The sequence below is a fragment of the Streptomyces zhaozhouensis genome, assembly GCF_900230195.1.
In the GTDB taxonomy this organism is placed as follows: domain Bacteria; phylum Actinomycetota; class Actinomycetes; order Streptomycetales; family Streptomycetaceae; genus Streptomyces; species Streptomyces zhaozhouensis.
In genome coordinates this window covers 212,276-237,926 of record NZ_OCNE01000007.1, presented here as the reverse complement: position 1 = coordinate 237,926, position 25,651 = coordinate 212,276, and the positions used below count along the sequence as shown (strand labels likewise).

General features: G+C 74.4%; 24 protein-coding genes. 10 read left to right on the top strand and 14 right to left on the bottom strand.

Going from position 1 to position 25,651, the window contains the following annotated elements:
- Positions 1-619: 619 nt before the first annotated feature.
- Together CRP51_RS13070 and CRP51_RS13065 are read right to left on the bottom strand one after the other, a co-directional pair.
- Entirely contained in the window at positions 620-1,411 is a 792-nt protein-coding gene (locus CRP51_RS13070) for an ABC transporter permease (RefSeq protein ID WP_097231302.1), read from the bottom strand.
- The gene (locus CRP51_RS13065) at positions 1,408-2,370 is read right to left on the bottom strand and encodes an ATP-binding cassette domain-containing protein (RefSeq protein ID WP_097231301.1); all 963 of its coding nucleotides are present in this window, start codon (positions 2,368-2,370) and stop codon (positions 1,408-1,410) included. Before CRP51_RS13065 ends, CRP51_RS13070 begins: the two co-directional genes overlap by 4 nt.
- A 210-nt stretch (positions 2,371-2,580) precedes the next feature.
- Here CRP51_RS13065 and CRP51_RS13060 point away from each other — a divergent pair, with 210 nt between their 5' ends.
- The 5 genes from CRP51_RS13060 (at position 2,581) to CRP51_RS13040 (ending at position 7,918) form a co-directional block, all read left to right on the top strand.
- A complete protein-coding gene (locus tag CRP51_RS13060; RefSeq protein ID WP_097231300.1) occupies positions 2,581-3,315 on the top strand; it encodes a GbsR/MarR family transcriptional regulator in 735 nt (244 codons plus the stop codon).
- A gap of 44 nt (positions 3,316-3,359) precedes the next feature.
- Positions 3,360-4,163: an MBL fold metallo-hydrolase gene (locus CRP51_RS13055; protein WP_097231299.1), complete on the top strand. Its 804-nt coding sequence runs from the start codon at positions 3,360-3,362 to the stop codon at positions 4,161-4,163.
- An 89-nt stretch (positions 4,164-4,252) separates the two neighbouring features.
- Positions 4,253-5,815 carry an FAD-dependent oxidoreductase gene (locus CRP51_RS13050; protein ID WP_170970534.1) on the top strand — a complete coding sequence of 521 codons (1,563 nt, stop codon included), beginning with the start codon at positions 4,253-4,255 and terminating at the stop codon, positions 5,813-5,815.
- A 411-nt stretch (positions 5,816-6,226) separates the two neighbouring features.
- A complete protein-coding gene (locus CRP51_RS13045) occupies positions 6,227-7,132 on the top strand; it encodes an NADP-dependent oxidoreductase (protein WP_097231298.1) in 906 nt (301 codons plus the stop codon).
- A gap of 141 nt (positions 7,133-7,273) precedes the next feature.
- Positions 7,274-7,918, top strand: coding sequence for a Type 1 glutamine amidotransferase-like domain-containing protein (locus tag CRP51_RS13040; RefSeq protein ID WP_245880559.1), 645 nt, complete (start codon positions 7,274-7,276; stop codon positions 7,916-7,918).
- Positions 7,919-7,994: 76 nt separating this feature from the next.
- On the opposite strand, the gene CRP51_RS13035 is transcribed toward CRP51_RS13040, so the two are convergent.
- The gene (locus CRP51_RS13035) at positions 7,995-9,044 is read right to left on the bottom strand and encodes a zinc-binding dehydrogenase (protein WP_097231296.1); all 1,050 of its coding nucleotides are present in this window, start codon (positions 9,042-9,044) and stop codon (positions 7,995-7,997) included.
- 139 nt (positions 9,045-9,183) lie between these two features.
- On the opposite strand from CRP51_RS13035, the gene CRP51_RS13030 reads away from it, so the two are divergent.
- A complete protein-coding gene (locus tag CRP51_RS13030; protein WP_097231295.1) occupies positions 9,184-9,885 on the top strand; it encodes a class I SAM-dependent methyltransferase in 702 nt (233 codons plus the stop codon).
- Here CRP51_RS13030 and CRP51_RS13025 read toward each other — a convergent pair.
- On the bottom strand, positions 9,863-10,666 hold the full coding sequence (locus CRP51_RS13025; protein ID WP_097231294.1) for an alpha/beta fold hydrolase: 804 nt from the start codon (positions 10,664-10,666) through the stop codon (positions 9,863-9,865). The genes CRP51_RS13030 and CRP51_RS13025 overlap by 23 nt on opposite strands.
- Positions 10,663-11,142 (bottom strand): SRPBCC family protein, encoded by a 480-nt coding sequence (locus CRP51_RS13020; RefSeq protein ID WP_097231293.1) that lies wholly within the window; start codon positions 11,140-11,142, stop codon positions 10,663-10,665. The genes CRP51_RS13025 and CRP51_RS13020 overlap by 4 nt, the downstream gene beginning before the upstream one ends.
- 16 nt (positions 11,143-11,158) lie before the next feature.
- Here CRP51_RS13020 and CRP51_RS13015 point away from each other — a divergent pair, with 16 nt between their 5' ends.
- The gene (locus CRP51_RS13015; protein WP_212615899.1) at positions 11,159-11,491 is read left to right on the top strand and encodes an ArsR/SmtB family transcription factor; all 333 of its coding nucleotides are present in this window, start codon (positions 11,159-11,161) and stop codon (positions 11,489-11,491) included.
- Here CRP51_RS13015 and CRP51_RS13010 read toward each other — a convergent pair.
- From CRP51_RS13010 to CRP51_RS12995, 4 genes are all read right to left on the bottom strand, one after another.
- Entirely contained in the window at positions 11,482-11,667 is a 186-nt protein-coding gene (locus tag CRP51_RS13010) for a hypothetical protein (RefSeq protein ID WP_097231290.1), read from the bottom strand. The two genes, CRP51_RS13015 and CRP51_RS13010, sit on opposite strands and share 10 nt — an antisense overlap.
- 69 nt (positions 11,668-11,736) lie before the next feature.
- Entirely contained in the window at positions 11,737-13,566 is a 1,830-nt protein-coding gene (locus CRP51_RS13005) for a carbamoyltransferase family protein (RefSeq protein ID WP_097231289.1), read from the bottom strand.
- 3 nt (positions 13,567-13,569) lie between these two features.
- The gene (locus CRP51_RS29970) at positions 13,570-15,981 is read right to left on the bottom strand and encodes an iron-containing redox enzyme family protein (protein WP_097231287.1); all 2,412 of its coding nucleotides are present in this window, start codon (positions 15,979-15,981) and stop codon (positions 13,570-13,572) included.
- A 14-nt stretch (positions 15,982-15,995) separates the two neighbouring features.
- On the bottom strand, positions 15,996-17,048 hold the full coding sequence (locus CRP51_RS12995; RefSeq protein ID WP_212615897.1) for an SGNH/GDSL hydrolase family protein: 1,053 nt from the start codon (positions 17,046-17,048) through the stop codon (positions 15,996-15,998).
- A gap of 449 nt (positions 17,049-17,497) precedes the next feature.
- Between CRP51_RS12995 and CRP51_RS12990 the strand changes: the two genes are divergently transcribed.
- Positions 17,498-17,920, top strand: a complete 423-nt coding sequence (locus tag CRP51_RS12990; protein WP_097231286.1) for a hypothetical protein — start codon at positions 17,498-17,500, stop codon at positions 17,918-17,920.
- A gap of 64 nt (positions 17,921-17,984) precedes the next feature.
- Here CRP51_RS12990 and CRP51_RS12985 read toward each other — a convergent pair whose 3' ends face one another.
- The 5 genes from CRP51_RS12985 to CRP51_RS12965 form a co-directional block, all read right to left on the bottom strand.
- Positions 17,985-18,380 (bottom strand): hypothetical protein, encoded by a 396-nt coding sequence (locus CRP51_RS12985; protein WP_141514589.1) that lies wholly within the window; start codon positions 18,378-18,380, stop codon positions 17,985-17,987.
- 114 nt (positions 18,381-18,494) lie between these two features.
- Positions 18,495-19,733 carry an MFS transporter gene (locus tag CRP51_RS12980; protein ID WP_097231284.1) on the bottom strand — a complete coding sequence of 413 codons (1,239 nt, stop codon included), beginning with the start codon at positions 19,731-19,733 and terminating at the stop codon, positions 18,495-18,497.
- Positions 19,734-19,882: 149 nt separating this feature from the next.
- Positions 19,883-20,440 (bottom strand): telomere-protecting terminal protein Tpg, encoded by a 558-nt coding sequence (gene tpg, locus CRP51_RS12975; protein ID WP_097231282.1) that lies wholly within the window; start codon positions 20,438-20,440, stop codon positions 19,883-19,885.
- A 3-nt stretch (positions 20,441-20,443) separates the two neighbouring features.
- Positions 20,444-22,483, bottom strand: coding sequence for a telomere-associated protein Tap (tap, locus tag CRP51_RS12970; protein WP_097231281.1), 2,040 nt, complete (start codon positions 22,481-22,483; stop codon positions 20,444-20,446).
- A gap of 74 nt (positions 22,484-22,557) precedes the next feature.
- The gene (locus CRP51_RS12965) at positions 22,558-23,355 is read right to left on the bottom strand and encodes an SDR family NAD(P)-dependent oxidoreductase (RefSeq protein ID WP_097231279.1); all 798 of its coding nucleotides are present in this window, start codon (positions 23,353-23,355) and stop codon (positions 22,558-22,560) included.
- Between the two features lie 142 nt (positions 23,356-23,497).
- Between CRP51_RS12965 and CRP51_RS12960 the strand changes: the two genes are divergently transcribed.
- Positions 23,498-24,337 (top strand): helix-turn-helix transcriptional regulator, encoded by an 840-nt coding sequence (locus CRP51_RS12960; RefSeq protein WP_097231277.1) that lies wholly within the window; start codon positions 23,498-23,500, stop codon positions 24,335-24,337.
- A gap of 195 nt (positions 24,338-24,532) precedes the next feature.
- Complete coding sequence (locus CRP51_RS12955) at positions 24,533-25,651, top strand: thiamine pyrophosphate-dependent enzyme (RefSeq protein WP_097231275.1); 1,119 nt, start codon at positions 24,533-24,535, stop codon at positions 25,649-25,651.

Genomic DNA, 25,651 nt, shown 5'->3' with positions numbered 1-25,651 from the left:
CTGCCCTCCTACGCAACCGGCACCTGCGGTCCCTCGATTCAATGGCTGGACCTCGGACATTCTCGCTCGGTTCCGCTGATGGGGATGGTCGCCTGCATCCCCCACTTCCTCGGTCAGAAGGCCCCGGATGTCGAGCCCGCCTTCCTCCACGCCGTGTGAGCGGACATGGCCAACGCCGGCCTACTCCCACTGGGCCGGGGCGGGCCCCGGGCTGTGGTGCAGTCCCCGCGGTGGTCCGCCAACTCGGGTGTGTCGGGGCGGGGTTGAGGCGGTTTTCGAGGAGCCGGGCCGGCTGGGCCGCGGAGCCCGGGGCCGGCTCCGTGGCCCTCTGTCGAAGCCTGTCGCTTCAGCGGGGTACAGAGGTGTGACGGCGCCCCGGCTTCGGCCGTGGGCAGCCGCGCGGGCAGCCGGCCGCCGGGAGGCGCAGGGGGACCACGACGGGAGGGTGAGCCGCCGGCGGTTTGAGCGACTTGTGTGCGGTGCGACACGAAGGCCTCCGTGCGGTGCGGATGCGACACCTCCCCCGCGCACGGGGCCCTCGCCATGATCAGGGCCTGGGCCTGTCAACAACGCGCGTGCTCGGTGCAGCCAGGTGGTCGATGGCCGACGTCTGAGCCGCTCATCGTGTGGGCTCACGGTTGTAGAGCTTCTTGGCCCACAGGTAGCCGCCGAGGGCGATCAGGGCGCACCAGCCGATGGCGAGCAGCGCGTTGTTGCCGATCGGGGTGCCCATCAGCAGTCCGCGCAGGGTCTCGATGAACGGGGTGAACGGCTGGTAGTCGGCGAACCATTGGAGCCCGGCGGGCATCGAGTCGGTGGGGACGAATCCGCTGCCCATCATCGGCAGGATCATCAGTGGCGTCAGCATGTTGCTCGCGGCCGCGACGTTCTTGGCCATGATGGCCAGCGCGACGGACAGCCAGGTGATGGCGAGGACGATGAGCACGAGTACGCCGATCACGCCGAGCCATTCGCCGAAGTCCGCGGTGGGCTCGAAGCCCACCAGCAGTGCGACGCCGGTGACGATGGTCATGCTCAGCAGGGTCTGGGCGAGGCTGCCCAGCACGTGCCCGGTGAGCACCGAGACCCGGGCGATGGCCATGGTGCGGAACCGGGCGACGATGCCTTCGGTCATGTCGAGGGCTACCGAGATCGCGGTGCCCTGGGCCGCGGTGGCGGCGGTCATCAGGATGACGCCGGGGACGACGTAGTTCACGTAGGTATCCCGGCCACCCGACGGTCCGCCGAGGCCGCTGCCGAGGACGCCTCCGAGGACGTAGACGAACAGCAGCAGGAAGACCACCGGGACCCCGGCGGCGGTGAGGGTGAGCGTCGGGTAGCGCAGCATGTGCCGCAACTGGCGGCGCAGCATGGTCATCGAATCGGTGAAGGCGTGGGTGCCGGTGCTCATCGGACGGGCTCCTGTTCCGCGGTGGGGTCGCCCGTCAGCGCGAAGAAGACATCGTCGAGATCGGGGGTGTGGATCTGGAGTTCTTCCACGGTGAGCGAGGCGCGGTCGAGCCGGTCAAGGAGAGCGCGCAGCGACCGGATGTCGCCCCGGCTGGCGACCTGCAGGGTGAGCGCCTCATCGTTGCGGGACGTGACGTTCAGGGTCCGGGCGGCGTGGTCGTGGTCGCGTGCGTCGGCGAACCGCAGGGTGATGTGGCCTCCGCCGACGTGTCGTTTGAGTTCCTGTGCCGTGCCCTGGGCGACGATCGTTCCCTGGTGCAGCACCGCGATCCGGTCGGCGAGGTGGTCGGCCTCGTCGAGGTACTGGGTGGTGAGGAAGATCGTGACGCCTTCGTCGGTCACGAGCCGGCGGATGGTGTCCCACATGGTCCGTCTGCTGCGCGGGTCGAGGCCGGTGGTCGGCTCGTCGAGAAAGATCACCCGCGGCCGGCCGACGAGCGTCATCGCGAGGTCCAGGCGGCGGCGCATCCCACCGGAGTACGTCGCCGCGGGCTTGCGGGCCGCGTCGACGAGGTCGAATCGTGCCAGCAGGTCGGTGGCGCGCTGTCGCCGTTCCCGGCGGGGCAGGTGGTGCAGGTCGGCCATCAGGAGCAGGTTCTCCTCGCCGGTGAGGAAGCCGTCAACCGCGGAGAACTGGCCGGTGACGCCGATCGCGGCGCGGATCGCGTCCGGGGCGCGGGCCGCGTCGTGGCCGGCGACCTGGATGTCGCCGGAGTCGGCGCGGATGAGCGTGGACAGGATGTGCACCATGGTGGTCTTGCCCGCGCCGTTCGGGCCGAGTAGCGCGAAGACCGATCCCGGGGGGATGTCGAGGTCGATGCCGCTCAGCACCTCGTGGTCGCCGTACGCCTTGCGTACCGCGGTCGCCGAGAGGGCGGGGGGACCGAGGTTGGTGGTCATGGGTTCGCTTCCGTCGATGGGTTTCCAGCCGGCTTTCATGGTTCGGCAATAGTTGCGTTGCATACACCGATTCGTCAATCACGTTTACGCGAAGCAACGGCATCGCTGCAGGCAGGCGAGGCAAATCGTTGCATGACGAGTGCCAGGTAATGCAACGACAGGAGCGTTGCATTACGCTGGTCCGGACGTCGAACAGGGGAGGGACGCCCGATGCCCGGCGACCGACTCACGCTCCAGGACCGGCAGCAGATCGCCGCGGGGCTGCGCGAGGAGCTGACCTACGCGGCCATCGGCCGCCGCATCGGGCGGCCGACTTCTACCGTCACCCGCGAGGTGACGCGCAACGGCGGGCCGCGCGGCTACCACGCCGAGGCGGCGCACCGAGTGGGCGCGGGGCACATGCGTCAGCGCAGGACCCCCGCGCGGGCGACCCCGCCGGGAGGGAACGACCTCGGCGGGCGCGATCCGCGGATCGTGGACGAGGTGGGCGCGCAGAGCGTGGAGCTGATGGTTCAGGCCGGGCTCCCGCAGATGATGGCCAAGGTGCTCGCCGCGCTGTTCAGCACCGACAGCGGCGGCCTCACCTCCGCGGACCTCGTGCGACGCCTGCGGGTCAGTCCGGCCTCCGTCTCCAAGGCCATCGGCTATCTGGAGAACCAGGCACTCGTCAAGCGCGAGCGCGACCCCCGCAGCCGCGCCGAGCGCTACGTCATCGAGGACGACGCGGTGTTCACCTCCATCATGGCCGGCGCGCGCAACCAGATCCGGATCGCCGAAGCCTGCGCGGCCGGAGCCCGGAAGCTTGGTGTCACCACCCCTGCCGGTGCCCGACTGGAGAACACGAGCCAGTTCCTCCGCCATGTCATCGACGACCTGGTCCGCTCGGCCGAGCACTGGCACCAGGTGTACTCCCCCCGTCCTCGGCAGACATCCGGAACCGACTGAGCGGGTCGCGACGGCGCACGTCCTGCCGCATCGTTTCCGTCGCGATGTCCGCCGTCCCCGACGCCACCCCCGAGATCGTCTCGGCACAGAAGTGGCTGCGGCCGGACTTCGCCGACAGCGCGGGCGTGCCGCGCCTGAACAGCCACACCTTCGCGTTCGCCGTGGACGGCCGACGCGTGCTGGTCGACACCGGGATCGGCAACGGCAAACGCCGCGCCAACCCCGCCTGGCACGGGCTCGACACCGACTACCTCACCCGTCTGACCACCGCCGGCTTCCCCCCGGACTCCGTGGACCTGGTCGTCCTCACCCATCTGCACGCCGACCACGTGGGCTGGAACACCCGCCGGGTGAACGGGCGTTGGGTGCCCACCTTCCCCCGGGCCCGCCACGTGGTCTCCCGAAAGGAACGCGCGTTCTGGGCCGGGTACGCCATGGACGAGCCCCGCCGGCAGATGTTCCGGGACTCCGTACTCCCCGTCGAGAAGGCGGGACTCCTCGACCTCGTCGACGCCGACGCCGCCCCCGGGACCCTCCTGCCCGGCCTGCGACTGCTGCCCACCCCCGGCCACACCCCCGGGCACCTCGCGGTCGAACTGACCAGCCGGGGCGAGCGGGCGCTGATCACCGGCGACTGCGTGCACCACCCCGTCCAACTCGCCCACCCCGACATCGGCGCCTGCGTCGACATCGACGCCACGCGGGCCCGCGCCACCCGCCACGCCCTGCTGCGAAGGCTCGCCGACACCGGCACGCTGATGCTGGGCACCCACTTCGCGCCGCCGAGCGCGGGGCGGGTGATCCGGAGCGCGGACGGGTACCGGCTGCTGCCCGTGCCGGGCGCGTGAACGGGCTCCGTCGTGTCGACCGCCGTCACCGGTCCCTTGACGTGGCGGCGGCTTTTTGGCCTGCCGGGCCCTCGGTCATAGTCGGCGCCATGGACTATGACGTGGACGTGGTGGTGGCCGGAGGCGGCCCGGTGGGGCTGATGCTGGCCTGCGAGCTCCGCCTCGGGGGCGCGCGGGTGGCCGTCCTGGAACGCCTCACCGAAGTGGACGCGACGATCAAGGGCGGGGCGATCACCACGCCCAGCGCCGAGGCGCTCTACCGCAGAGGCATGCTGCCCGCGCTGGCCGAGGCGCAGCGGCGGGCGATGGACCGTCTCCAGGCGTTCGTGCGCGAGCGGAACGGAGGGGACGGCGTCGCGGGCCGGGGGCTCGGGATCGTCGGACACTTCGCCGGGATCATGCTGCGCGCCGGCCTCGTCGACCGTACGGAGCCGGGCCTGGACGACGCCGGGCCCGCCGCCGAGATCGCCTTCGTGGCGCAGCAGGACATCGAGCGGCTGCTCGGCCGGCGGGCCGAGGAACTCGGCGTCGACGTGCGCCGGGGAGTGGAGCTGACCCGCTTCGACGCGGACGGAGAGGCCGTCACCGTGCACACCGACCGCGGTGCCGTACGCGCCGGTTGGCTCGTGGGCTGCGACGGCGGCCGCAGCACGGTCCGCAAGCTCGGGGGGTTCGCGTTTCCCGGCACGCGCCCGGAGATCACGTGTCACCAGGCGGTCGTGGAGATGACCGGCGCTGAGGATGTGGAGGTCGGTTGGTTCGCCACGGACGCCGGGGTCTACACCCACGGGCCGATGCCGGGCCGCGTCGTGACGGTCGAGTTCGACGGTCCGCCGGCCGACCGGGACGCGCCGGTCACCGCCGAGGACCTCCAGGCGCGGCTGCGCCGCGTGTCCGGGCTGGACGTCACGATCACCGGGGTGCGGACCGCGACCCGTTTCACCGACCACGCCCGTCAGGTCACCGAGTACCGCAGGGGCCGGGTGCTGCTGGCGGGCGACGCGGCGCACGTGCACTCCGCGTTCGGCAGTCAGGGGCTGAGCCTGGGCATCGGGGACGCGATGAACCTAGGCTGGAAACTCGCCGCGGTGATCGCCGGCCGGGCGCCGGAAGGGCTGCTGGACACGTACACCGCGGAACGGCATCCGGTCGGCGCGGGGGTCCTGGACTGGACGCGTGCGCAGGTCGCGGCCATGCGTCCGGACCCGCGCTCCCGCGCGCTGCGCGGGATCGTCCGCGACCTGGCGGGAACGGTCGAGGGCACGACATACCTCACCGCGCGGCTGAACGGCGGCGGGGTGCGGTACGCGTCACCGGGCGGGCATCCGCTGACGGGGCGCAGCGCCCCGGACCTCGCACTCGCCGACGGCAGCCGCCTCGCGGACCATCTCCACGGCGGCCGGGCACTGCTGCTCGACCTCGCCGACGACCCGGGGCTCCGGGCCCTCGCCGCCGGGTACGCCGGTCGCGTCGACGCTCTGACGGCGCGCTGCCCGTCCCGCCCGGAGCTGGCGGCGGTCCTTGTACGCCCGGACGGCTTCACGGCCTGGGCCGTCGACGTGGGGGCGCCGGCGCCGACCTCGACGGCCGGGCTGGCGGAGGCGTTGGAGCAGTGGTTCGGGGTGCCGCGGGGCGCGGGGGTGCCGGGCTGATCCGCCGTCGCGCTTCCACGGCGGGGCCGGCCCGCGCGCCGCGTCGGCCGGTGGCCGTGGCGGCGCCGTGGTCGGGGCCGGGGCCGGGGCGGTGCGGGACGGGGGCGTGCAGGCGTCTCGGCAGGCGGTGCAGGGGCGGGCCGGTGACGGGGAGGGCGGGAGCGGTCGGAGGGCGAAGGCGTGGGTGAGGAGGTCCTGACGCAGTGCCCGGAGGGCGGCGCGGGCGAGGCGTAGTTCGGTTCCGGGGGTGTCGGGGGCTGTTCGCGTGTGGTGGGGCGGGGGGCGGGGCGATTTGCCGCTGACACCGGTGTGAGCTTCTAGCGTGGTGGATGTCGGCGGTGACCGGGGGTTTTCCCGTGTCACCGGAGTTTCCCGGGCGGCTCGTTCGGTCGGGTGGAAGGGCGGTCGGTCATGCGTGCGGTTCGTTTTCACGAGTACGGCGGTGTGGAGACTCTCGTGGTGGAGGAGGTGGCGGCCCCGCGTCCCGGGCCCGGGGAGGTGCGGGTCCGGGTTTCGGCGGCCGGGGTGAACCCCGTGGACTGGAAGGTGCGTTCGGGCGCGGTGCGGGAGTTTCTGCCGGTTGGTCTGCCGGCGATTCCGGGGCGGGACGCGGTGGGGGTGGTCGACGAGGTCGGGGCGGATGTGGAGGGAGTGGAGGTCGGCGACCGGGTCTTCGGGTTGGGTGGGGTGACGGGGGCGTCGGCGGAGCTGGCGGTGCTGTCGGCCTGGGCGCACGCGCCTGAGAGGTGGAGCGACGAGGAGGCGGCCGGCGCGGGGTTGGCGTCGGTGACGGCGATGGGCGGGTTGCGGCTGCTCGGCTCGTTGTCGGGGCGGACGCTGCTTGTGGAGGGGGCCGCCGGGGGTGTGGGCAGTGCGGCGGTGGAGATCGCGGTGGCCCGGGGGGCGACGGTGATCGGGACGGCGAGTGCGCGCAATCGGGAGTTCCTCGCTTCTCTGGGGGCTGTGCCGACGACGTATGGCGCCGGTTTGGGGGAGCGTGTGGCGGCGTTGGCGCCGGGGGGTGTCGATGCGGTGCTCGACACGGCGGCTTCGGGGTCGTTGGGGGATCTGGTCGCGCTGGTGGGGGATGCCGCGCGGGTGGTGACGGTCGCCGATCACGCCAACGCGCCGGGGCTGGGTGTGCGGGTGGCGAACGCGGAGAACGACTCGGCGCTGCTCGCCGAGGCGGGTGAGCTGGGCCGGCGTGGCCTGTACACGCCGCGGGTGGAGCGGAGTTACCCGTTGGAGGAGCTCGCGCGGGCGCACGCGCATGTCGAGCGGGGGCATGTGCGGGGGAAGGTGGTGGTGCGGGTCTGAGGCCGGTTCGGCACCGGGGATGCCGGGCGTGGCCTCCGTCGTAACGACGGGGCGGCGCCCCGGTCCGCGGTCCGCGGTCCGCGGTCCGCGAGGTGAGCGTCCGAGGGGTCACTCGGTGGCGGTTACGGTGCGGGGGTGCGCATGTATCTCTCCTCCTGGCGGACCGGCGACCACCCGGAGCGGTTGCTGGCCCTGCTGGACAGCCCCGGCACGGCGCGGGTCGCCGTGATCGCCCAGGCCGTCGACGCCCTGCCGCCCGCCGCGCGCCGGGCCGCGGTCGAGCGCGAGATCGACGCGCTCACGGCACTGGGCCTGCGGCCGGTCGAACTCGACCTGCGGGCCTACTTCGACCAGCCTCCGGAGCGGGTCGCCGCCGTTCTCGCACGGTTTCCGATGGTCTGGGTCCGTGGTGGCAACGTGTTCGTCCTGCGTCACGCGCTGGCCCGCAGCGGCGCGGACCGCGCCCTGACCGCACTGCTGCGACGGGATGCCGTCGTCTACGCCGGCTACAGCGCGGGGGTGTGCGTCCTCGCCCCCGGGCTGCACGGGCTGGAACAGTGCGACGACCCGAGCGCCGTCACCGCCGCCTACCGTGCCTCGCCGCGCTTCGACGGCCTGGCCCTTCTCGACTACGTCGTGGTGCCGCACGTCGCCTCGCCCGGCCACCCCGAATCCGAGGTGCTGAGCGCCCTCGCCGACCGCTACCGGGAGCAGGGCGTCGCCCACCGGCCCCTCCGCGACGGCCAGGCCATCGTGATCAGCGGGGACAGCACGCACGTCCACTGACCGGTGCCCTGCCGCCCCCCGAGGGGGCTTCGCGACGCACGCCTGCGGGACCGGTGGCGGGTGCCTCGGGGGCCGGTCAGGGGCGCAGGATGATCTTGCCGGTGTGGTGGCGGCGGGCGAGTGCGCGTTGGGCGTCGGCGGCTTGTTCGAGGGGGAAGGTGGCGGCGACGACGGGGCGGACGGCCGCGTCGCGTGCCAGGTCCATGAGGCGGGCGAAGTGCGTGGGGGTGTGCATGGAGGAACCGATGAGACGGATGTTGTGAAGGTAGAGGCGGCGGATGTCGAGCTCCGCCCGGTAGCCGCCGAGGGCGCCGGCGACGACCCAGCGGCCGCCTTCGCGGAGGTGCGGCAGCTGGTCGTTGAGGAGGTCTCCGGCGACGACGTCGAGGGCGACGTCGATGCCTCGGGGGGCGGCGGTGCGGAGTTGGTCGGTGAGGTCGTGGGCGCGGTCGAGGACGGTGTGGGCGCCGGCGGCGTGGACGGCTTCGGTCTTGGCGGCGCTGGTGAGGGCGATGACGTGGGCGCCGCGGGCGCGGGCGAGTTGGACGAGGGCGAGGCCGACGCCGCCGGAGGCTCCGGTGACGAGGGTGGTGTCGCCGTCGCGCAGCGCGCCGCGTTCGATCATGCCGAGTGCGGTGCCGTAGGCGGTGGGGAGGGAGGCGAGTTGGTCGTCGGTGAGGGGTGAGTGGGTGGCGTCGTGGGCGTGGTGGGCGGGAGCGGTGACGTATTCGGCGTAGCCGCCGTCGCGTTCGCTGCCCATGAGGCCGACGGGGTGGGCGTGGGGTCCGTCGCTGTCGTAGAGGGCGGGGTCGATGACGACGCGTCGGCCGAGGAGGGCGGGGTCGACGTCGGGGGCGTGGGCGGCGACATGGCCGGCGACGTCGGCGCCCTGGATGCGGGGGAAGGCGACGGGGCCGCGCCAGCCGGAGGGGGCGTGGGGGTCGTCGGGGCGGCCGTAGGCGCCTTGGCGGGTCCACAGGTCGGTGTTGTTGAGGGCGGCGGCGGTGACCTTGACGAGGACCTCGCCGGGGCCGGGGGCGGGTACGGCGACGTCGGCGCGTTCGAGGACCTCGGGTCCTCCGTGGCGGGTGATCCGCATCGCGCGCATGGTGGCGGGCAGGGGCATCGCTCGGGCCTCCTCGGGGTTATACCGATCTGTAAACCTCCACTACGGTACACCGATCGGTAAAGGTCCGCTCGTCGGGGCCGGTCCGCGGGTCGGGGGTCCGCGTCCCGAGCGGTCCGGGCCGGCTTAGGGTGGCCCGATGCCTGAGGACCGTGAAGACCGTGAAGACCGCCGCGTGGAGCGTCCCGTCGACCGGCCGGCCGATCTGGACGTGGTGCGGGAGTCGTACGACCGGGTGGCCGACGCCTACGTCCGGCTGGTGGACACGACGGGGATGGGGGACATCCGCCGCCATCCGTGGCTGAGGGCGGCGGTCGACGCGTTCGCCGCCTCGGTGGAGGGCGTGGGGCCCGTGCTGGACGTGGGGTGCGGGCCGGGGACGGTGACCGGGTACCTGGCGGAGCGGGGGGTGGACGTCTCGGGCGTCGACCTGTCGCCGCGCATGGTGGAGAACGCGCGGCGCCGGTACCCGGAGTGCCGTTTCGAGGTGGCGTCGGCGACCGAGCTGGAGCTCGGGGAGGCGTCGCTGGGCGGGGTGCTCGGCTGGTGGTCGCTGTTCAACCTGCCGCGGGAGGTGCTGCCGCAGGTGCTGGCAAGGTTCGCGCGGGCGTTGCGGCCGGGCGGGTTCCTCCTCACGGGGACGCATGTCGGGGACGGCGACCTGCGGCGCACCGAGGCCTACGGGGGTGTGCCCGTGGAGTGGACGACATACAGGTGGCGGCCGGAGCAGATGGTGGCGCTGGTGGAGGGGGCGGGGCTGCGGACGGTGGCGGAGTTGCGGTTGCCGGCGGACGAGCACAGCGGTGCGGGTGTGGTGGTCATGGCCGAGCGGCCTCGTTGAGGAAGTCCAGGACGAGGGGGCCGGCCTGGTCGCGGAACTCCTCGAAGTAGGCGTGGCGGGCGCCGGGGATGAGGTGGAGGCGGGCGTCGGGGATGCGGGAGGCGAGGAGGGGCGCGTTGGCGGTGGGGTTGAGCAGGTCGTCGGTGCCGTGGACGACGAGGGTGGGGGCCTTGATGTCGGGGAGGAGGTCCCAGGCGTCGTGCCGGTTGCTGGCGGCGAGGTGCTGGCGGCGGGCGTGGGCGGGCATGGCGGGGTCGCCGAGGGTGTGGTGAGGGCCGGGGTGGGTGGCCAGCCAGGCCGGGGTGTACATGAGTGCGCGCAGGGCGTCGCGGGCGGCGCGGGCGTCGGGCTGGGCGAGGGCCCGGCCGGTGGCGGGGTCCCGTCGGACGCTGTGCGGGCCGCCGGGTGAGGTGCAGCCGAGGACGAGGGCGCGGACGCGGTGGGGGTGGCGGGCGGCGAGTTGTTGGGCGACGCGTCCGCCGAGGGAGGTGCCGTAGACGTCGGCGCGGTCGATGTCGAGGGCGTCGAGGACGGCGACGACGTCGGAGGCGAGGAGCTCGGTGGTGTAGGGGTGGTCGGGCTTGTCGCTGTCGCCGGTGCCCCGGTAGTCGAGGGTGAGGGTGGCGTGGGTGGTGTGGAAGTCGGCGCGGACGGGGTCCCACCAGCGGTGGTTGTTCTGCTGGCCGGACAGCAGGACGAGGGGTGGGCCCTCGCCCTGGAGCTGGTGGGCGATGCGGGTGCCGTCGGGCGCGGTGGCGTGGGCGGTCGGGGCGGATGTCAACGGTAGAAGCCTTCGCGGAGGTTGATGCCGTGTTCGGTCCAGGCCTTGAGGGCGGCGAGCATCCCGGTCCAGCCCTCGCAGTTGCCGAAGGCGGACCTGGCGCCCTCGGGGGTGAGGCGCCAGGAGGTCTCGGTGATGGTGACGAGGGTGCGGGCGCCGGAGTCGAGGGGGGTGAACTCGAAGACGACGCGGGTGGTGCCGTGCTCGGTGGTGTCGGCCTCGGCGTCCCAGGCGATGACGAGGCGTCGGGGCGGGTCGGCTTCGAGCACGGTGACGGGGAAGGCGCCGGGGAAGTCGGCGAAGTCCCAGGTGACCTCGGCGCCGGGGGCGAGGCGGCCGCGGGCGCCGCCGGTGGTGAAGTAGCGGGAGAGCTGGGCGGGGTCGGCGACGGCCTCGTAGACGTCGGCGCGGGGGCGGGCGATGCGGCCGGAGACGGTGAAGGACAGTTCGGTGAGTGCTGACGCCTGCGATGTCATGTTGTATTTTTACAACATGACTGGTTCGGTCGACAAGGACGCCGAGGACGACCGTGTGTTCAAGGCCCTCGCCTCGCCGGCGCGGCGGCGGATGCTGGACGTGCTCCGAGAGGCCCCGCGCACCACGGGCGAGCTGTGCGCGGCGCTGCCCGAGCTGGACCGCACCACCGTGTTGCAGCATCTGCGCGTGCTGGAGCGGGCCGAGCTGGTGGCGGGGCGCCGGGTGGGGCGCGAGCGGCACCTGTCGCTGTCTCCGTTGCCGATCAAGCGCGTCCACGACCGGTGGATCGCCGGCTACATGGCCGCCGCCGTCGGGCTGCTCGCCGACCTGGAGCGGGCTCAGGAGTGACGGCCCCCCGGGCCCTCGGCCGGTCCCGTGGTGATCCAGTAGCTGGTGGCGGCCCGGTCGGGGCGGCGGCGCAGCGGGTCGCGCACGAGGCGGGTGACCAGGCCGACGGGGACGACGACCAGGACGTAGAGCACGGGCAGCAGCAGGCCGGCCGCGAGGCGTCGCAGGGTGGGCATCGGCGGGTTCCTCTTCTCGGGGTGGCGGTGACCGGAGACGGTGGCCGGGAGCGGTCGACGGGGCGGCGCTCAGTCGAGCGGGATCTCCTCGCGCCAGTCGCCGCTCTCGGTCCACTCGGGCTGGTCGGCCTTGTGCAGCAGGAAGCCGCCGAGGGCGAGGCTGTCGATGCGGGTGCGCATGAAGCAGCGGTAGGCGTCCTCGGGGGTGGCGACGATGGGCTCGCCGCGCACGTTGAACGAGGTGTTGACCAGCACCGGGCAGCCGGTGAGCGCCTTGAAGTCGGCGAGCAGGCGGTGCAGCACCGGGTGGTCGGCGCGGTCGACGGTCTGGAGGCGGGCCGAGTGGTCGACATGGGTGACGGCCGGGATCGTGGAGCGCGTGGCGCGCAGCCGGTCCAGCCCGCGCGCCTCCTCCTGGCCGGGGGCGGTGCGCCGCTGGGCGTCGGTGAGGCGGGCGACCAGCAGCATGTAGGGGCTGGGCTGACCGAGCCGGAAGTACTCCTCCGCGTCCTCGGCGAGGACGACGGGCGCGAACGGGCGGAACGACTCGCGGAACTTGATCTTCTGGTTCATCACGGACTGCATCGCCGGGTCGCGCGGGTCGCCGAGGATGGAGCGGCAGCCGAGCGCGCGGGGACCGAACTCCATGCGGTCCTGGAACCAGCCGACGACCCGGCCCTCGGCGAGTTCGGCGGCCACCCGGCGGGAGAGCTCCCCGGGGTCGAGCCGGGTGTGGGGCAGGTCGTTGTCGTCCAGGTAGCGCTGGATCGCGTCGTCGTCGAAGGCCGGGCCGAGACGCGCGCCGCGCATCGCGTCCCGCCCGCGCGCCGGGTGGGTGCGGCCGCCGGCCGCCGGGGCGGCCAGCAGGGCGGCGCCCAGGGCGCCGCCCGCGTCGCCGGCGGCCGGCTGGACCCACACCTCGTCGAAGACGCCCTCCTCGACGATGCGGCCGTTGGCCACGCAGTTGAGCGCGACCCCGCCGGCCAGGCACAGCCGGGACTCGCCGGTGCGCTCGCGCGCGGTGCGCGCCAGCCGCAGCATGATCTCCTCCGTGACCAGCTGCACGGACGCCGCCAGGTCGAACTCGCGCTCCGTCAGGGGGGCTTCGGGCTCGCGGCGGGGGCCGCCGAAGAGCTCCTCGAAGGCGCGCCCGGTCATCACCCGGCCCAGCAGGAACGCGAAGTACCGGGTGTCGAGCCGGAAGGAGCCGTCCGGCTTGACGTCGACCAGCCGCTCCCGGATCAGGGGCGCGTAGCGGGGCGTGCCGTAGGGCGCCAGCCCCATCAGCTTGTACTCGCCGGAGTCGACCTTGAAGCCGCAGAAGTAGGTGAACGCCGAGTACAGCAGCCCCAGGGAGTGCGGGAAGCGCAGCTCGGCGAGCGGCTCCACGCGGTCCTCGCGCCCGCGCCACAGCGAGGTGGTGGTCCACTCCCCCACCCCGTCGACGCACAGCACGGCGGCGGAGGCGTAGGGGCTGGGCAGGAACGCGGAGGCCGCGTGGGACTCGTGGTGCCGGTAGCAGACCACGGGCGGGACGGCGCCCAGGTCGAGGTCGCGCAGCCGGTCGGAGACGGTCGCGGCGGCGCGCCGCTTCCACGCCAGCCACTCGGGCAGCACCCGGCGGAAGGTCGACAAGCCCCGGGGCGCGGTGCCGAGCTGGGTCCACAGCACGCGGTGGAACTTGCGGCGGGGGTCCTCGTAGTAGGCGACGCGGTCGAGGTCGTCGAGCTTGGTGCCGGCCTCGGTGAGGCAGTAGGCGGCGGCCAGCGCGGGGAACGCGGGGTCGTGCCGACGCCGGCTGAAGCGTTCCTCCTGGGCGGCGGCCACGATCGTGCCGTCGTCGACGAGGGCGGCGGCGCTGTCGTGGTAGAACGCGGAGATGCCGAGGGCGCTGGTCATGGGTCACCTGTTCTCTCGGGTGGTTCCCGTGGCGCCCGGGGCGCCGCCGCGGGCGCCGGCCGCGCGGGCGCGCCCGCGGCGGGAGCGCAGCGCGGCGTAGAGGCGGGCGGCGGCGGTGGTGGGTGGGTTGAGGGAGCGGTAGCCGACGCGGACGCGTTCCCAGACGGCCTGTTCCTGGTGGGGGCCGACCAGGCGCGGAAGGTCGGCGAGATAGTTGTCGATGGCGTCGACGGCCCAGGCGGAGTGGCCGGTGGCGACGTTGTCGATGGTGTTGTGCAGGTCGACGAACTGGGTGCTGTAGCCGTGGTGGCGCAGGGCGAGGGAGGCGCTGCGGTAGCCGCCGCCGACGCCGGAGAGTTCCATGGCGAGGTTGAGGCCGAGGATCTCGGGTTGGAAGGTCTGCGGGAAGCGGCTGATGCTCAGCCAGTACACGGGGGTGGCGAACGAGGCGTCGCGGAAGCCCGGCCAGGCGCTGAACTCGGGCGCGTCGGTGGCGGGGAGCTCGATGCCCATCTCGGCGAGCAGTTCCCGGTAGATGCGGGGGTGGTTCCACTCGCTCTCGCCGTTGCCGAGTTCGTCCCAGTAGGTGCGGAAGAGGAAGTGCCCGGAGGGGGCGGAGGCGTGGTGGTGGTCGGTGAAGCCCTGGAGCCAGCCGCCGTCGATCATGATGAGGGGGGCGAGTTGCAGGGTGGAGTCGACGAGTTCCTCGCGGGTGGGCAGCGGGGGCGCGGCGCGGTCGAGTTGTTCGGCGTGCCGGTCGTGGGCGGTGGCGAGCCAGTCGCGCAGTCCGCTGACGCGGTCCCAGCGGGCGGGGAGTTGGCCGGGGGCGTGGCGCAGCCGGTAGCGGGCGCGGGTCAGCCAGCGGGTGGTGTAGTCGTGGGCGAAGCGGCGCAGGGCCGGGGAGGTGCGGCGGCTGAGCAGCGCGTGGTAGGCGGCGCGCGGGGAGCGGTGGTCGAACGCGGCGGGGTCGTCGGGGTGGGGGGCGTCGGCCGGCTCGGCCTCGGGTTCCGGCGCGGTGGCGGCGGGGAGGTTCCAGCGGTGGCGGGCGTCGGCGAGGGCGCGGTCGGCGGCGGGGGTGCCGCCGGGGGTGGCCGCGCGCAGCCGGTCACGCTCGGGGAGGCGGGCGATCCAGCGGCGGAGCGTGGCGGTCTCGTCGTCGGTGAAGACACGGAACATGGGGCCCCGCGCGTCGATGAGGCCGCACACCAGGGGGCTCGCGTCGGGACGGCCGGGGCGGACGAGGGGGCTGCGGGCCAGGGCGTCGAGGAACGGTCCCGGCCCGTCGTCCAGGTGCTGGAACCAGTCGGCGAGGGGGCGGCCGGCGAGCGTGTAGCCGGAGTGGTAGACGGCCGCGGGACGGGCGCGGGTGTGGATGAGGCGCCAGACGCCGTAGTCGGGGTGTTGGGTGAGGGCGGTCTCGGCGAGGAGGTCCTCGCTCCAGCGGGCCAGTTCGCGCAGGGCCCAGGCGTGGCCGTGGTGGAGCCGGCGGGCGGTGCGCGGCGCGGTGTCGGGGTGGGGCTCGGCGAGCAGGGCGCGGGCCGCGGCGGTCGACAGGGCGAGGCCGGTCGCGGTGCCGCCGGCGCGGGCGGCGCCCGGGTCCAGGGCGTCGGCGGTGGGTTCGTCGAGCTCGTGGCCGGTGAGCGCGGCGAGCGGCGGGGCGAGGCCGGCGGCGCGCAGGCACAGGTCGGCGCCGAGGATCTCGGGCCGGAAGTGGTCGGGGAGGCGGCTCATGGCGAGCAGGACGCCGGGGAGGCGGAAGCTCGCGGTGATGAGGTGTTCGCTGGCGGCCAGCCGCAACCCGGGGGTGGCCGGTTCCAGGTGGTGGCGGGCCAGCAGGGCGCGGTAGTCGGCGCCCCGGTGGGCGTCGGGGAGGCCGACGCCCAGGTCGGAGGCGTAGAGCGCGAGGGCGCGCAGCGCGGGTTCGGTCTCGGCGTTGCCGGCGCTGGTGAGCCACTGGAGCCAGGCGCCGGTGGTCAGGGCGAGGGGGGCGGTGTTGAGGAGCACGCAGCGCGCGGCGGGTGTCCGGTGTGCGCCGGTGAGGGGGGCGAGGACGGTGGTGAAGCGTCGGGTGGTCTCGGCGCTCCAGGCGCGGGCGCGGGCGGTGAGGGCGTCGAGGTCGGGCGTGGGGTCGCTGTCGGGGGGCGGGTCGCCGAGGGCGGCCCGCAGGTGGCGGGGGGTGCGGGGGTCGAGGGGCAGGGGGCCCTCGGGGTCGAGTGCGCGGAGGTAGAGCGCGCGGTGGTCCGGTATGGCGGGCTCCGCCCGGGGGGTCAGTTCATCGGGTAGATGGTGTTGTCGTTGCGGCGCCGCTTCTGCTGGCGGCGGCGCCGGAAGAACGCGGCGATCCTGCGGAACATCGGAGGTCTCCTTCGTCGGTGCGGGGGCTGCGGGCCGGGGCGTGTCGTCGTGCTGGCTCATGGGGTGCGCCGCCGTCAGGGCCCGGGGGTGGGCGCGGGGTCCGCGAGGCCGAGGCGGGTGCGGAGCAGTTCCGCCGTGGTGCGGTTGCCCTGGTCGGTGAGGTGGACCAGGTCGAGGAAGAGCCACTGGTCGGCGGCGGGGCCGGTGCCGAGTTCGGGGTTGAGGTCGAGGAAGGGGAGGGCGCGTTCCTCGCAGGCGGCGCGCAGGCCGCGCGCGTACGCCTCGTGGGTCTCGGGGTCGAGCACCAGGGAGAACAGGCCGTCCCACAGGCGGCCGCGTTCCTCGATGAGTTGGCGTTCCTCGTCCGTGTAGGGCTTGCCGGTCCAGGTGGAGACGGGTTGGAGGGCGAAGTGGACGCGGGCGCCGGTGGGCGCGGCGAGTTCGGTGAGCCGGTCGAGGTCGCGGGCGACGGTGCGCACGGCGAGGTCGATGCGTTCCCCGGGGGGCAGGATCTCCGGTTCGGCGGGCTCGGTGTCGTCGCCCCGTCCCAGGAGCCGGTGGGTGGCGCTGGTGAACCGGGCGCGCAGCGGGCGGGGTTCGGCGGGTTCGGGCAGGCCGAGGCGGCGGGCGAACTCGCCGGAGAAGAAGAACTGCCCGTAGTCGCGGTCGGCGCCGGGGAGGCCGGCGAGGACGAGGGTGTTGAGGCCGGAGAGGACCACGATGTCGCGGACGGCCGGGAGTTGGTGGCGGTGCAGGAGGAAGAGGATGACTTCCTGGGTGGAGTTGAAGCCGTTGCACGCGAGGTTGAGCCAGGGCACGGCGTCGGGGCCGGTGGCGAGGTGGGAGGGGATGGTCTCCTCGTCGGCGCTGGCGCCGAAGCCGAACGCCGGGGAGCCGCCGAGGAGGACGCTGACCTCGCCGTCGGGCAGGTCGCCCATCAGGGAACAGGGGCCGGCCGGGCCGTGGCTGACGCGGAAGCCGCCGGGGTCGGTGTTGACGACCGGCGAGGTGTAGTCGCCGTTGGCGAAGAACATGAGGTAGGGAAGCCAGCGGATTCCGTCGCCGCCGCCCGCCATGAGCTTTTCGTATTCCTTGCCGCGTTCGGCGATCGTTTCGAGGTCCTGCATCGGTTGTTTCCCCCTGTTTTCCACCGGCGTGTGGGCGGGTGGGAGCGGCGTTCGGCGGCGGCCACGGGAACGCGGTGGTGCGGCGCGCGGCGTGGTGGTTCCCCGCCGGTTTCCGTTCACGCGCATGTCGCCCGTTCAGGGTGGGGCGGGGTCAGACATGCGGGAAACCGTAGCAGCGGCTTTCGGGGGTGACAACGCGTCATCGGCCACTGTTCCCGTTTCCAGGGGGACCCCTTTTCCGTGGTCCGGGAGCGATATGCGGAAAGGGGTGGGGGGCGCGTTCGTGAAGGTGTTCCACGGGCCGCTAGGGGTTGTCACGGATTTCGGTGCGTGCTATTCGTGCGGCGCGGCGGGCCGGGGGGCGGGCGGAGCAACGGCCTTGCGGGGCCCCGGAGTTGCGGTGCGGGGGCGCTGGGCTGCGGCGGGTGCGGGCGTGCCAGGATTCCGTCATGACGCAACCCGATCTTCCGCGTGACACGGCGAAGAAGGACCCCACCCACGCGATATGGAACCGCGTCACGATGCCGGGATACGAGACGACGGACCGCGGGGAGCGGGAGTTGGCCGCCGTGTTGGCCGTCCACCACCTGGTGTGCAACGGCGGGGTCGGCCACGCCGTCACCGTGCTGCGTCAGGCGCAACTGTCGGCCGCCGCGGAGGGCGCCGCGTATTTCGGGCTGACCAGGCTCGCCGCGAGTTTCGACGGAATGGCGCAGGCGCAGGCGTTCGAGGACGTGTACGACTTCGGTCGGAGCGGCCCGTTGCTGAACCGGCTGGAGGAGGATTACGACGCGCACACCGAGGGGGGCCGCATCCACTGGGCGCTGCGGCGGAAGCTGCGCGCGTCGCCCGAGGACTTCTCCTCGGCGTGAGGGCGGGACGGGCCGGGCCGCCGGCCCGTCGAAACCCCGCCCTCCCCGGGACCGGGCGGCGCGGTCAGCGGGGCGGGGCGGGCCAGACGGCGAGCGTCTCGGTGGCGGGGTGCGGGGCGACGTGCAGCCCGGCGGCGGCGAGGACCTCGCGCAGGGTGGCCTCCATGGCGTCGTCGACGGCGCACATCAGCCGGGCGGTCGGCCCGCCGCCGCCCTCCTGGTCGGCGGCGTCGAACAGGGCGGGCGGCGTGTGCCAGGAGAGGGCGACGTGGTCGGCGGGCTCCGGCGCGTTCATCGGCTGCCCGTCGCCCCGGGTGAGGAAGACCCCGACGTCGTCGTTCTCGTGCGCCAGCGGCAGCCCGACGTGGCGCAGGACCCGGCTGACCCGCTCCACGAGGTCGGCGGGCAGCCGCTGGTCCTGGGGCGTCCACACGGGGTCGCCCTGGGGTGTTGTCTGCATGGTGCTCATCCTGACGCAACGGGTGTGCGGCGCGCAGGGGTTTGCGGTGGCGGGGCGGGGCCGCGCGGGGTGGGCGGGGGCCGCCGGGGCTCTCGCGGCGACGGGCGCCGCTGGTCAGGACGGGGTGTCGGGCCGGTCGGCGGGGGCGGGTCCGGGGTCACCGGACGGAGTAGGTGTGCTCCGGCGGGTGTTGACGGCGGGGGCGAGGAAGATCGCGGTGGCGACGGCGGCCAGGACGACGGTCATCGCGGCGCGCAGGCCGTGGTGGTCGCCGAGGAAGCCGAGGCCGGGCGGGCCGACGAGGAAGGCGAGGTAGCCGATCATGGCGACCAGGCTGACGCGGGCCGCCGAGTCGGGGCCGGAGTCGCCGGCGGCGGAGAGCGCGAGGGGGAAGCCGAGGGAGGCGCCGAGCCCCCACAGCAGCACGGCGGCGCCGGCCAGCGCGGCGGTGTCGGCGAAGATGACGACGGCGAGGCCGAGGGTGGCGGACAGGGCGCTGGCGCGGACGACGGTGACGCGGCCGAGGCGGTCGATGAGGAACGCGCCGGAGAAGCGGCCGAGGGCCATGGTGGCGGCGAAGCCCGCGTAGACGGCGGAGCCGAGGGCGGGGTCCATGTCGTGGCCGTCGACCATGAGGAGCGGCAGCCAGTCGTTGGCGGCGCCCTCGGCGAGGGCCATGGTCAGGACGATGCCGCCGATCATCAGCAGCCGCCGGTCCTTGTGGAGGGGGCCGGCGGTGGGTGCGGGGGGCTCGTTCCGCCCGGTGCCGCCGCGGGTTCTGCCGACTCCGGCGGGGATGGCGCGCAGCGCGTAGGCGAACAGGGCGGCGACGGCGGCGGCCAGGGCGCCGAGGTGGGCGGCGACGGGGAAGTCGACGGCGGTGCACAGGATGCCGAGGAGGGCTCCGGCGACGGTGCCGAGGCTGAAGAAGCCGTGGAGGGTGGGCAGCACGGTGCGGCCGGTGAGGCGCTCGACCTCGGCGCCGTCGATGTTGACGGCGACCTCTCCCCCGCCCATGCCGGCGCCGAAGAGCAGCAGTCCCGCGGTGACGGTCGGGGCGGAGGCCAGCAGCGCGCCGGCGCCGACGACCAGGAGGCTGAGCCCGACGAGGGAGGTGCCGGCGGCGATCACGGGCCGGGTTCCGTGGCGGGCGACGAGCGCCCCGGAGGCGAGGACGCCGAGCATGGAGCCGACGGACAGGCCGAAGAGGACGAGGCCCATCTGGGCGGTGGAGGCGTCGAGTTGGTCCCTGATGTCGGGGGTGCGGGTCACCCACGAGGAGAGGGAGAGGCCGGGTATCAGGAAGAACAGGAACAGCGCCGTCCTGCGGCGGCGGATGGCCGGGTCTCTCACGGTGGGCTCGTTCCAGACGTGGTGCGGGCGGGGCGGGCGGCGGCCCGCGCACGGCCGGGTAGGTACGGGCGTACGCGCCCGGCCGTGCGCGTCCCCGGCGCGGCGCGGGGCCGATTCGGGCGGGGGCCGCGCGGGGCGGGGGCGCCGGGTCAGAACTCCAGGTCGATGTAGTCGATGTCGGTCAGCGCGACGTCGGTCAGGTCCGGGGCGCGGGTGCCGCCGTCGCGGAAGTAGATGTCGCGCAGCCCCTCGGCGACGATGCGGCGCAGTTGGTCGTCGCCGGCGCCGGCTTCGCGGGCGGTGAAGAGGCGGTCGGCGTACTCGGCGGGCAGATGGACCGTGAGGCGGCGCAGCCGGCCGTCGTCGGTGGTGCCGACGGGGGCGGTGTAGCCGAAGCGGGCGCGGGTCTCGACGGTGATGCCGCCGGTGGTGGCGGCGCGTCGGCGGCGGCGGGCGCGCACCCGGGGCTGCCAGCGGGCGCGGACGGCGGCCTCGACGCGTTCGGTGACGGCGCGGGGCGGGTTTCTGCGGGCGCCGCGCCGGTAGCGGTTGACGGAGTCGGCGGTGACGCCGATCTCGGCGGCGACGGCGCGGGCGCTGCCCAACTGCCGGATCAGGTAGGTGATCTGGCCGCGCAGGGTGCGGGGCGGGCGGCGGGTGAACGCCTCGGCGTCGGCGCGGGCCAGGGCGTCGCTGATCTCGTCCACGGGCTACTCCCCCGCGTCCAGCACGGCGTCGTGGCCGTCGCCCTTGATGTGGCGGGCGGGGTTGTAGCCCTGCTCCATGAGGTCGACGACGCGGGCCATCTCCTGGACCCCTTCGAGCTTCGCGCGGCCGGGGGTGGGTCCGAGGCGGAACGTGCCGGCCCGGGGCGCGCCGGTGGCGTCGCGGGGCAGCAGGTCGAGGGGGCTGTCGCCCGGGCTGGGGTAGACGACGCAGTCGGAGAGGACGGCCAGCGGGTAGCGGCCGGTGAACTCGGCCATTCTGCGGAGCTTGCGGTGCATGTTGACGCGGGCCTTGGAGATGACGGCGGCGCGGATGTCGGGGCGCCAGGTGGGGCGTTCGAGGGCGGGCCAGCGTTCGCCGTCGCGGTGCCGCCTGCCCTGGGGGCGTTCGCGGAGTTTGCCGACGCCGCCCTTGACGGTGGCCTTGATGGCGGTCAGCACGGCGGCCAGCGCCGGGTCGGCGTCGCGGTGGCGCGCCATGGCGTCGAGAAAGGCGGCCTCGTCGAGGTCGGCGGTGACGCCCAGGTCGGCGAGGGTCCGGACGTAGGCGTCCTTGAGCCGGTCGTGCCACGGGTCGAGATAGGCGCCGGTCTCCCGCCGCAGATAGCCCTCGACCGGGGTGACGGGGTGGCCGAGTTCGGCGGCGTAGGCGACGGTGTGGGTGGCGTACCAGGCGGGGCCGGTGGGGCGGGTGCCGTCGGGGGTGAACGGGGAGGGCAGTCGGGGGTCCAGCTCGATGTGGCTGAGGTCGACCAGCCACGAGCCGGGGGTTCTGGGGTCGAACGCGGGGGCGTCGACGTGCTCGGGGCCGGAGAGGCCGACGACGAGGCGGGCGGCGGCGGCCAGGAACGCGGTGTTGAGGTCGAGGCCGATCGCCCAGGGCTCGAGGCACTCCTCGTCGGTGAGGAGGTCGACGGGGCGCACCCACTGGTAGGCCTCCTCGTCGAGGAAGCCGCCCTCCCAGCCGGAGGTGACGACGACCGGGTGTTCCGCGGTGGCCTCGGGCGGCGCGGGGTCGACGGGGCGGGTGCCGAGGCTGCCGGCGTGGTGGCCGGAGACCCAGCCGCCGGTGGCCTCGTCGCGCACGGCGCGGGTCGGCGGGCGCAGCGCGGTCATCAGCTCCAGGCCGGTGACGGCGGTGGAGCCGCGCGGGGTGAGGACGCGGCGGGCGTAGACGCCGAGGGCGCGGGCGATGTCGGGGGGCGGCAGTTCGGCGAGGCCGGGCCAGGAGCGTTCGTCGAGGGCGTTCCACGGCAGGATCGCGAACTGCACGCAGCGGCGCTGGTTGCCCTCGGCGGGGCGGTGGACGCGGGCCCAGGGGCCGAAGCCGCGGCGGGTCAGGCGCCAGCCGGCGTCGGTGAGCGCGGTGACGGCGGGGTGGTCCTCCGGCAGACGCAGGGCGCGGCGGTCGGTGAGGCGTTCCGGGAGGCCGAGGCGGGTGGCGGCGTCGGCGGTGAGGACGAGCAGCGGGTCGGCGTCCGTGCCGTGGCGGTGGAGGCGGGGGGCGCCGAGGCCGGACGCGTCGAGGGTCCACTCGACGAGCCGCGGGAGGGTGGTCGCCGGGCAGTCGAGGAGGACGCCGCCGGCGGCGTGGGCGGTGCCGTCGCCGTCGAGCACGGCGAGCGGGCCGTTCGGGAAGCGCGGGTCGACGGCGGGGCGGGAGGTGGCGGCCGGCGCGGGGCGGCGCGCGGCGGGTCGGCGCCGGGGCGCGGGTTCCGGGACGGGACGCGGCTTCGCCTCGGGCCTCGGCCGGGGCTGTGGCTGGGGCGCGGGGTGGGCGGGGTGTTGTTCCGCCCACCCGGCGAGGAGCCGCTGGTAGGCCTCGAGGCGGGGGGACTTGGGCTCGCTGCGGCCGTTCTCCCAGTTCCTGACGGCCTGGGGCGTCGTCTTCAGCACGGCGGCCAGCCGCGCCTGGGTGACGCCGGCCGCCTCCCTCAGTCGGGCTCGTTCGCCGGGGGGCGGCAGTTGGGGCTCCTCCCGCAGGAGGGCGTCCACGGAGGCGAACAGCTCTTCTTCGGTGGGCATCGCCCCACGGTAGCAACCCCCAACCCCTGCTCCGCCTGCGGCTTTACCCGTGTCGAGGGGGTGGCGGGGAACGGTCAGAGGCGGAACCCGCCGCTGGCCTCGACGCGTTGGGCGGTGATCCAGCCGGCGCCCTCGCCGGCGAGGGCGGCGACGGCGGGGCCGATGTCGTCGGCGTGGGCGACGCGGCCCAGGGCGGTCCGCTCGCTCATGGCGCGCTGGATGTCCTCGCTGGCGCGGAGGTAGCCGCCGGCGAAGTCGGTGGCGACGGGGCCCGGGGCGACGGTGTTGACGGTGATGCCGCGCGGGCCGAGCTCCTGGGCCCAGTAGCGGGTGAGGACCTCGACGGCGCCCTTCATCGCGGCGTACCCGGCGTAGGGCGGGGTGACGAAGCGGGCGAGTCCGCTGGAGACGTTGATGATCCGTCCGCCGTCGGCGAGCAGCGGGGCGGTGCCCTCGGGGGCGGTGGCGAGGGCCTGGGTGAGGAGGTAGACGCCCTTGACGTGGACGGCGAAGAGGCGGTCCAGCTCCTCCCCGGTGGTGTGGCCGAGGGTGGTGTCGCCGGAGAAGCCGGCGTTGTTGACGAGGACGTCGAGGGTGTCGCGGCCCCAGGTGGCGTGGACGGCCCGGCGCAGGCCGTCGGTGAAGTCGTCGAACGTGTCGGTGCGGGTGGTGTCGAGGTGCAGCGCGACGGCGGTGGCGCCCTGGGCGCGGACGGCCTCGACGACCTCGCGGGCCTCGCTCTCGTGGGAGCGGTAGGTGAGGACGGCGTCGGTGCCGGTGGCGGCGAGGGCGGTGACGACCGCCCTGCCCAGTCCCCGGTTGGCCCCGGTGACCAGGGCGATGCGGCGGCCGGCGCGGGGGGTGGTGCTCATGGGGGTGCCTCGTTTCGGTGGCTGGTGGGGACTGACCTGTCGTTCTCCAGCGTGGGCGGGAGGAGCGTCGGCGGCCAGTGGACGTCGACCGGGGGGTTGGCGTCCCCTGGGTCGGCGGGGCGGCGGGGCGCAGACTGGGGGGATGGATCTTCGGGAGTTGGGGGCGTTCCTGCGGTCGCGCCGGGACCGGGTGCGGCCCTCGGACGTCGGGTTGCCGACGGGGCCCAGGCGACGGGTGCCGGGGTTGCGGCGTGACGAGGTCGCCGCGTTGGCGGGCGCCTCGGTGGAGTACTACACGGAGGTGGAGCGGGGCGGCGGGGCGCAGCCTTCGGAGCAGATGCTGGCGGCGTTCGCGCGGGCGCTGCGGCTGTCGCGGGACGAGCGGGACCATCTGTACCACCTGGCGGGGCGGCCGTTGCCGGCCGCGGGGGGCCCGGCGGCGCATGTGCACCCGGGGATGCTGGACCTGCTGGACCGGCTGGCGGGGACGCCGGCGATGGTGATCACGGATCTGCACGTGGTGCTGGTGCAGAACGCGTTGGCCCGGGCGCTGGTGGGCGAGCAGACGGGCGGGGCCTGCCAGGTGTACCGCTGGTTCACGGACCCGGAGGCGCGCCGGCTGTATCCGGAGGCGGATCACGCGCATCACTCGCGGGTGATGGTGGCGGATCTGTGGGCGGCGGTGGGGCGCCGGGCGGCGCGTGACGGGGAGGTGCGGGCGCTGGTGGCGGAGCTGGTGGAGCGGTCGGAGGAGTTCGCCGCGCTGTGGGCGCGGCGGGAGGTGGCGGTGCGGCGCGGCGACCGGAAGCGGATCGTGCACCGCTCGCTGGGGGTGTTGGAGGTGAACTGCCTGACGTTGGCCAGTGAGGACGGGCGGCAGCGGCTGCTGTGGTTCACGCCGGTGCCGGGGACGGCGGCGGTGGCCGGGTTCGAGTTGCTGCCGGTGGTGGGGACGCAGGAGTTGGGGGCCGGGAGTCCCTGAGCGGGCGGCGCGGCTGGCCATTCGTCCGGCGGGCCGCCCCCGCGCGGCTTCCCGGGTGGACAGGTGTGCGGCGGCGCGGGGTCGTTCCGGCAATACGTCGCGCGTTGTCCCGGGCGTATTCCGGCGTCTTGTAGCGGCTGTTCCGCGGGGGGACCATTTTCTGAGTCTGGTCTTCTCGGGCTGGGAGTGTCGCGCATGTCGTCAAAGACTTCTCGTGGAACGGTCGAGCGTTTACTTCCCTCGTTCTCCCCGGTGCGTGCGGTCGCCGAGGACGGCGTTCCGCTGGCGGCGCCCGAGGGTTATGAACTGCCGGCGGACGCGTTGTTGGTGGACGCCTTTCGGCGCATGGTGGTGGGGCGGCGTTTCGACGCGCAGGCCACGGTGCTGACGCGCCAGGGGCGGCTGGCGGTGTATCCGTCGAGTCGGGGGCAGGAGGCGTGTCAGATCGCGTCGGCGTTGGCGCTGCGCGAGGAGGACTGGCTCTTTCCCACGTACCGGGACTCGGTGGCGCTGCTGGCGCGGGGGCTGGACCCGGTGGAGATCCTGACGCTGCTGCGGGGCGAGTGGCACTGCGGCTACGACCCTGCCGCGTGGCGGACGGCGCCGCAGTGCACGCCGTTGGCGACGCAGACGGTGCACGCGGTGGGGCTCGCGGACGCGCTGCGGCGGCGGGGGCGCGGGGGCGTGGTGTTGGCGCTGGTGGGTGACGGGGGGACGAGCGAGGGCGACTTCCACGAGGCGTTGAACTTCGCGGGGGTGCTGGGGGCGCCGGTGGTGTTCCTGGTGCAGAACAACGGTTACGCGATCTCGGTGCCGCTGGCGCGGCAGTCGGCGGCGCCGGCGTTGGCGTTCAAGGGCGTGGGGTACGGGGTGGCGTCCGAGCAGGTGGACGGCAACGACCTGGTGGCGACGCTGGCGGTGGTGGCGTCGGCGGTGCGGCGGGCGCGCGCGGGCGGGGGGCCGTTTCTGGTGGAGGCGCACACCTACCGGGTGGAGGCGCACACCAACGCGGACGACGCGACCCGCTACCGGGCGGAGGAGGAGGTCGCGCGGTGGCGGGCGGCCGATCCGCTGGCGCGGCTGGAGCGCTATCTGCGGGGGCGGGGGCTGCTGGCGGACGGCGATGTCGCGGCGGCTGAGGAGGAGGCGGAGCGGGTCGCGGGCGGGATGCGGGAGCGGCTTGGCGGGGAGATGGCGGGGGACCCGCTGGAGATGTTCCGTCATGTCTTCGCCGAGCCGACGCCGCAGTTGGCGGAGCAACAGGCCCTGCTGGCGGCCGAGTTGGCGGCCGACGCCGAGGGGGGTGGGCGCTGA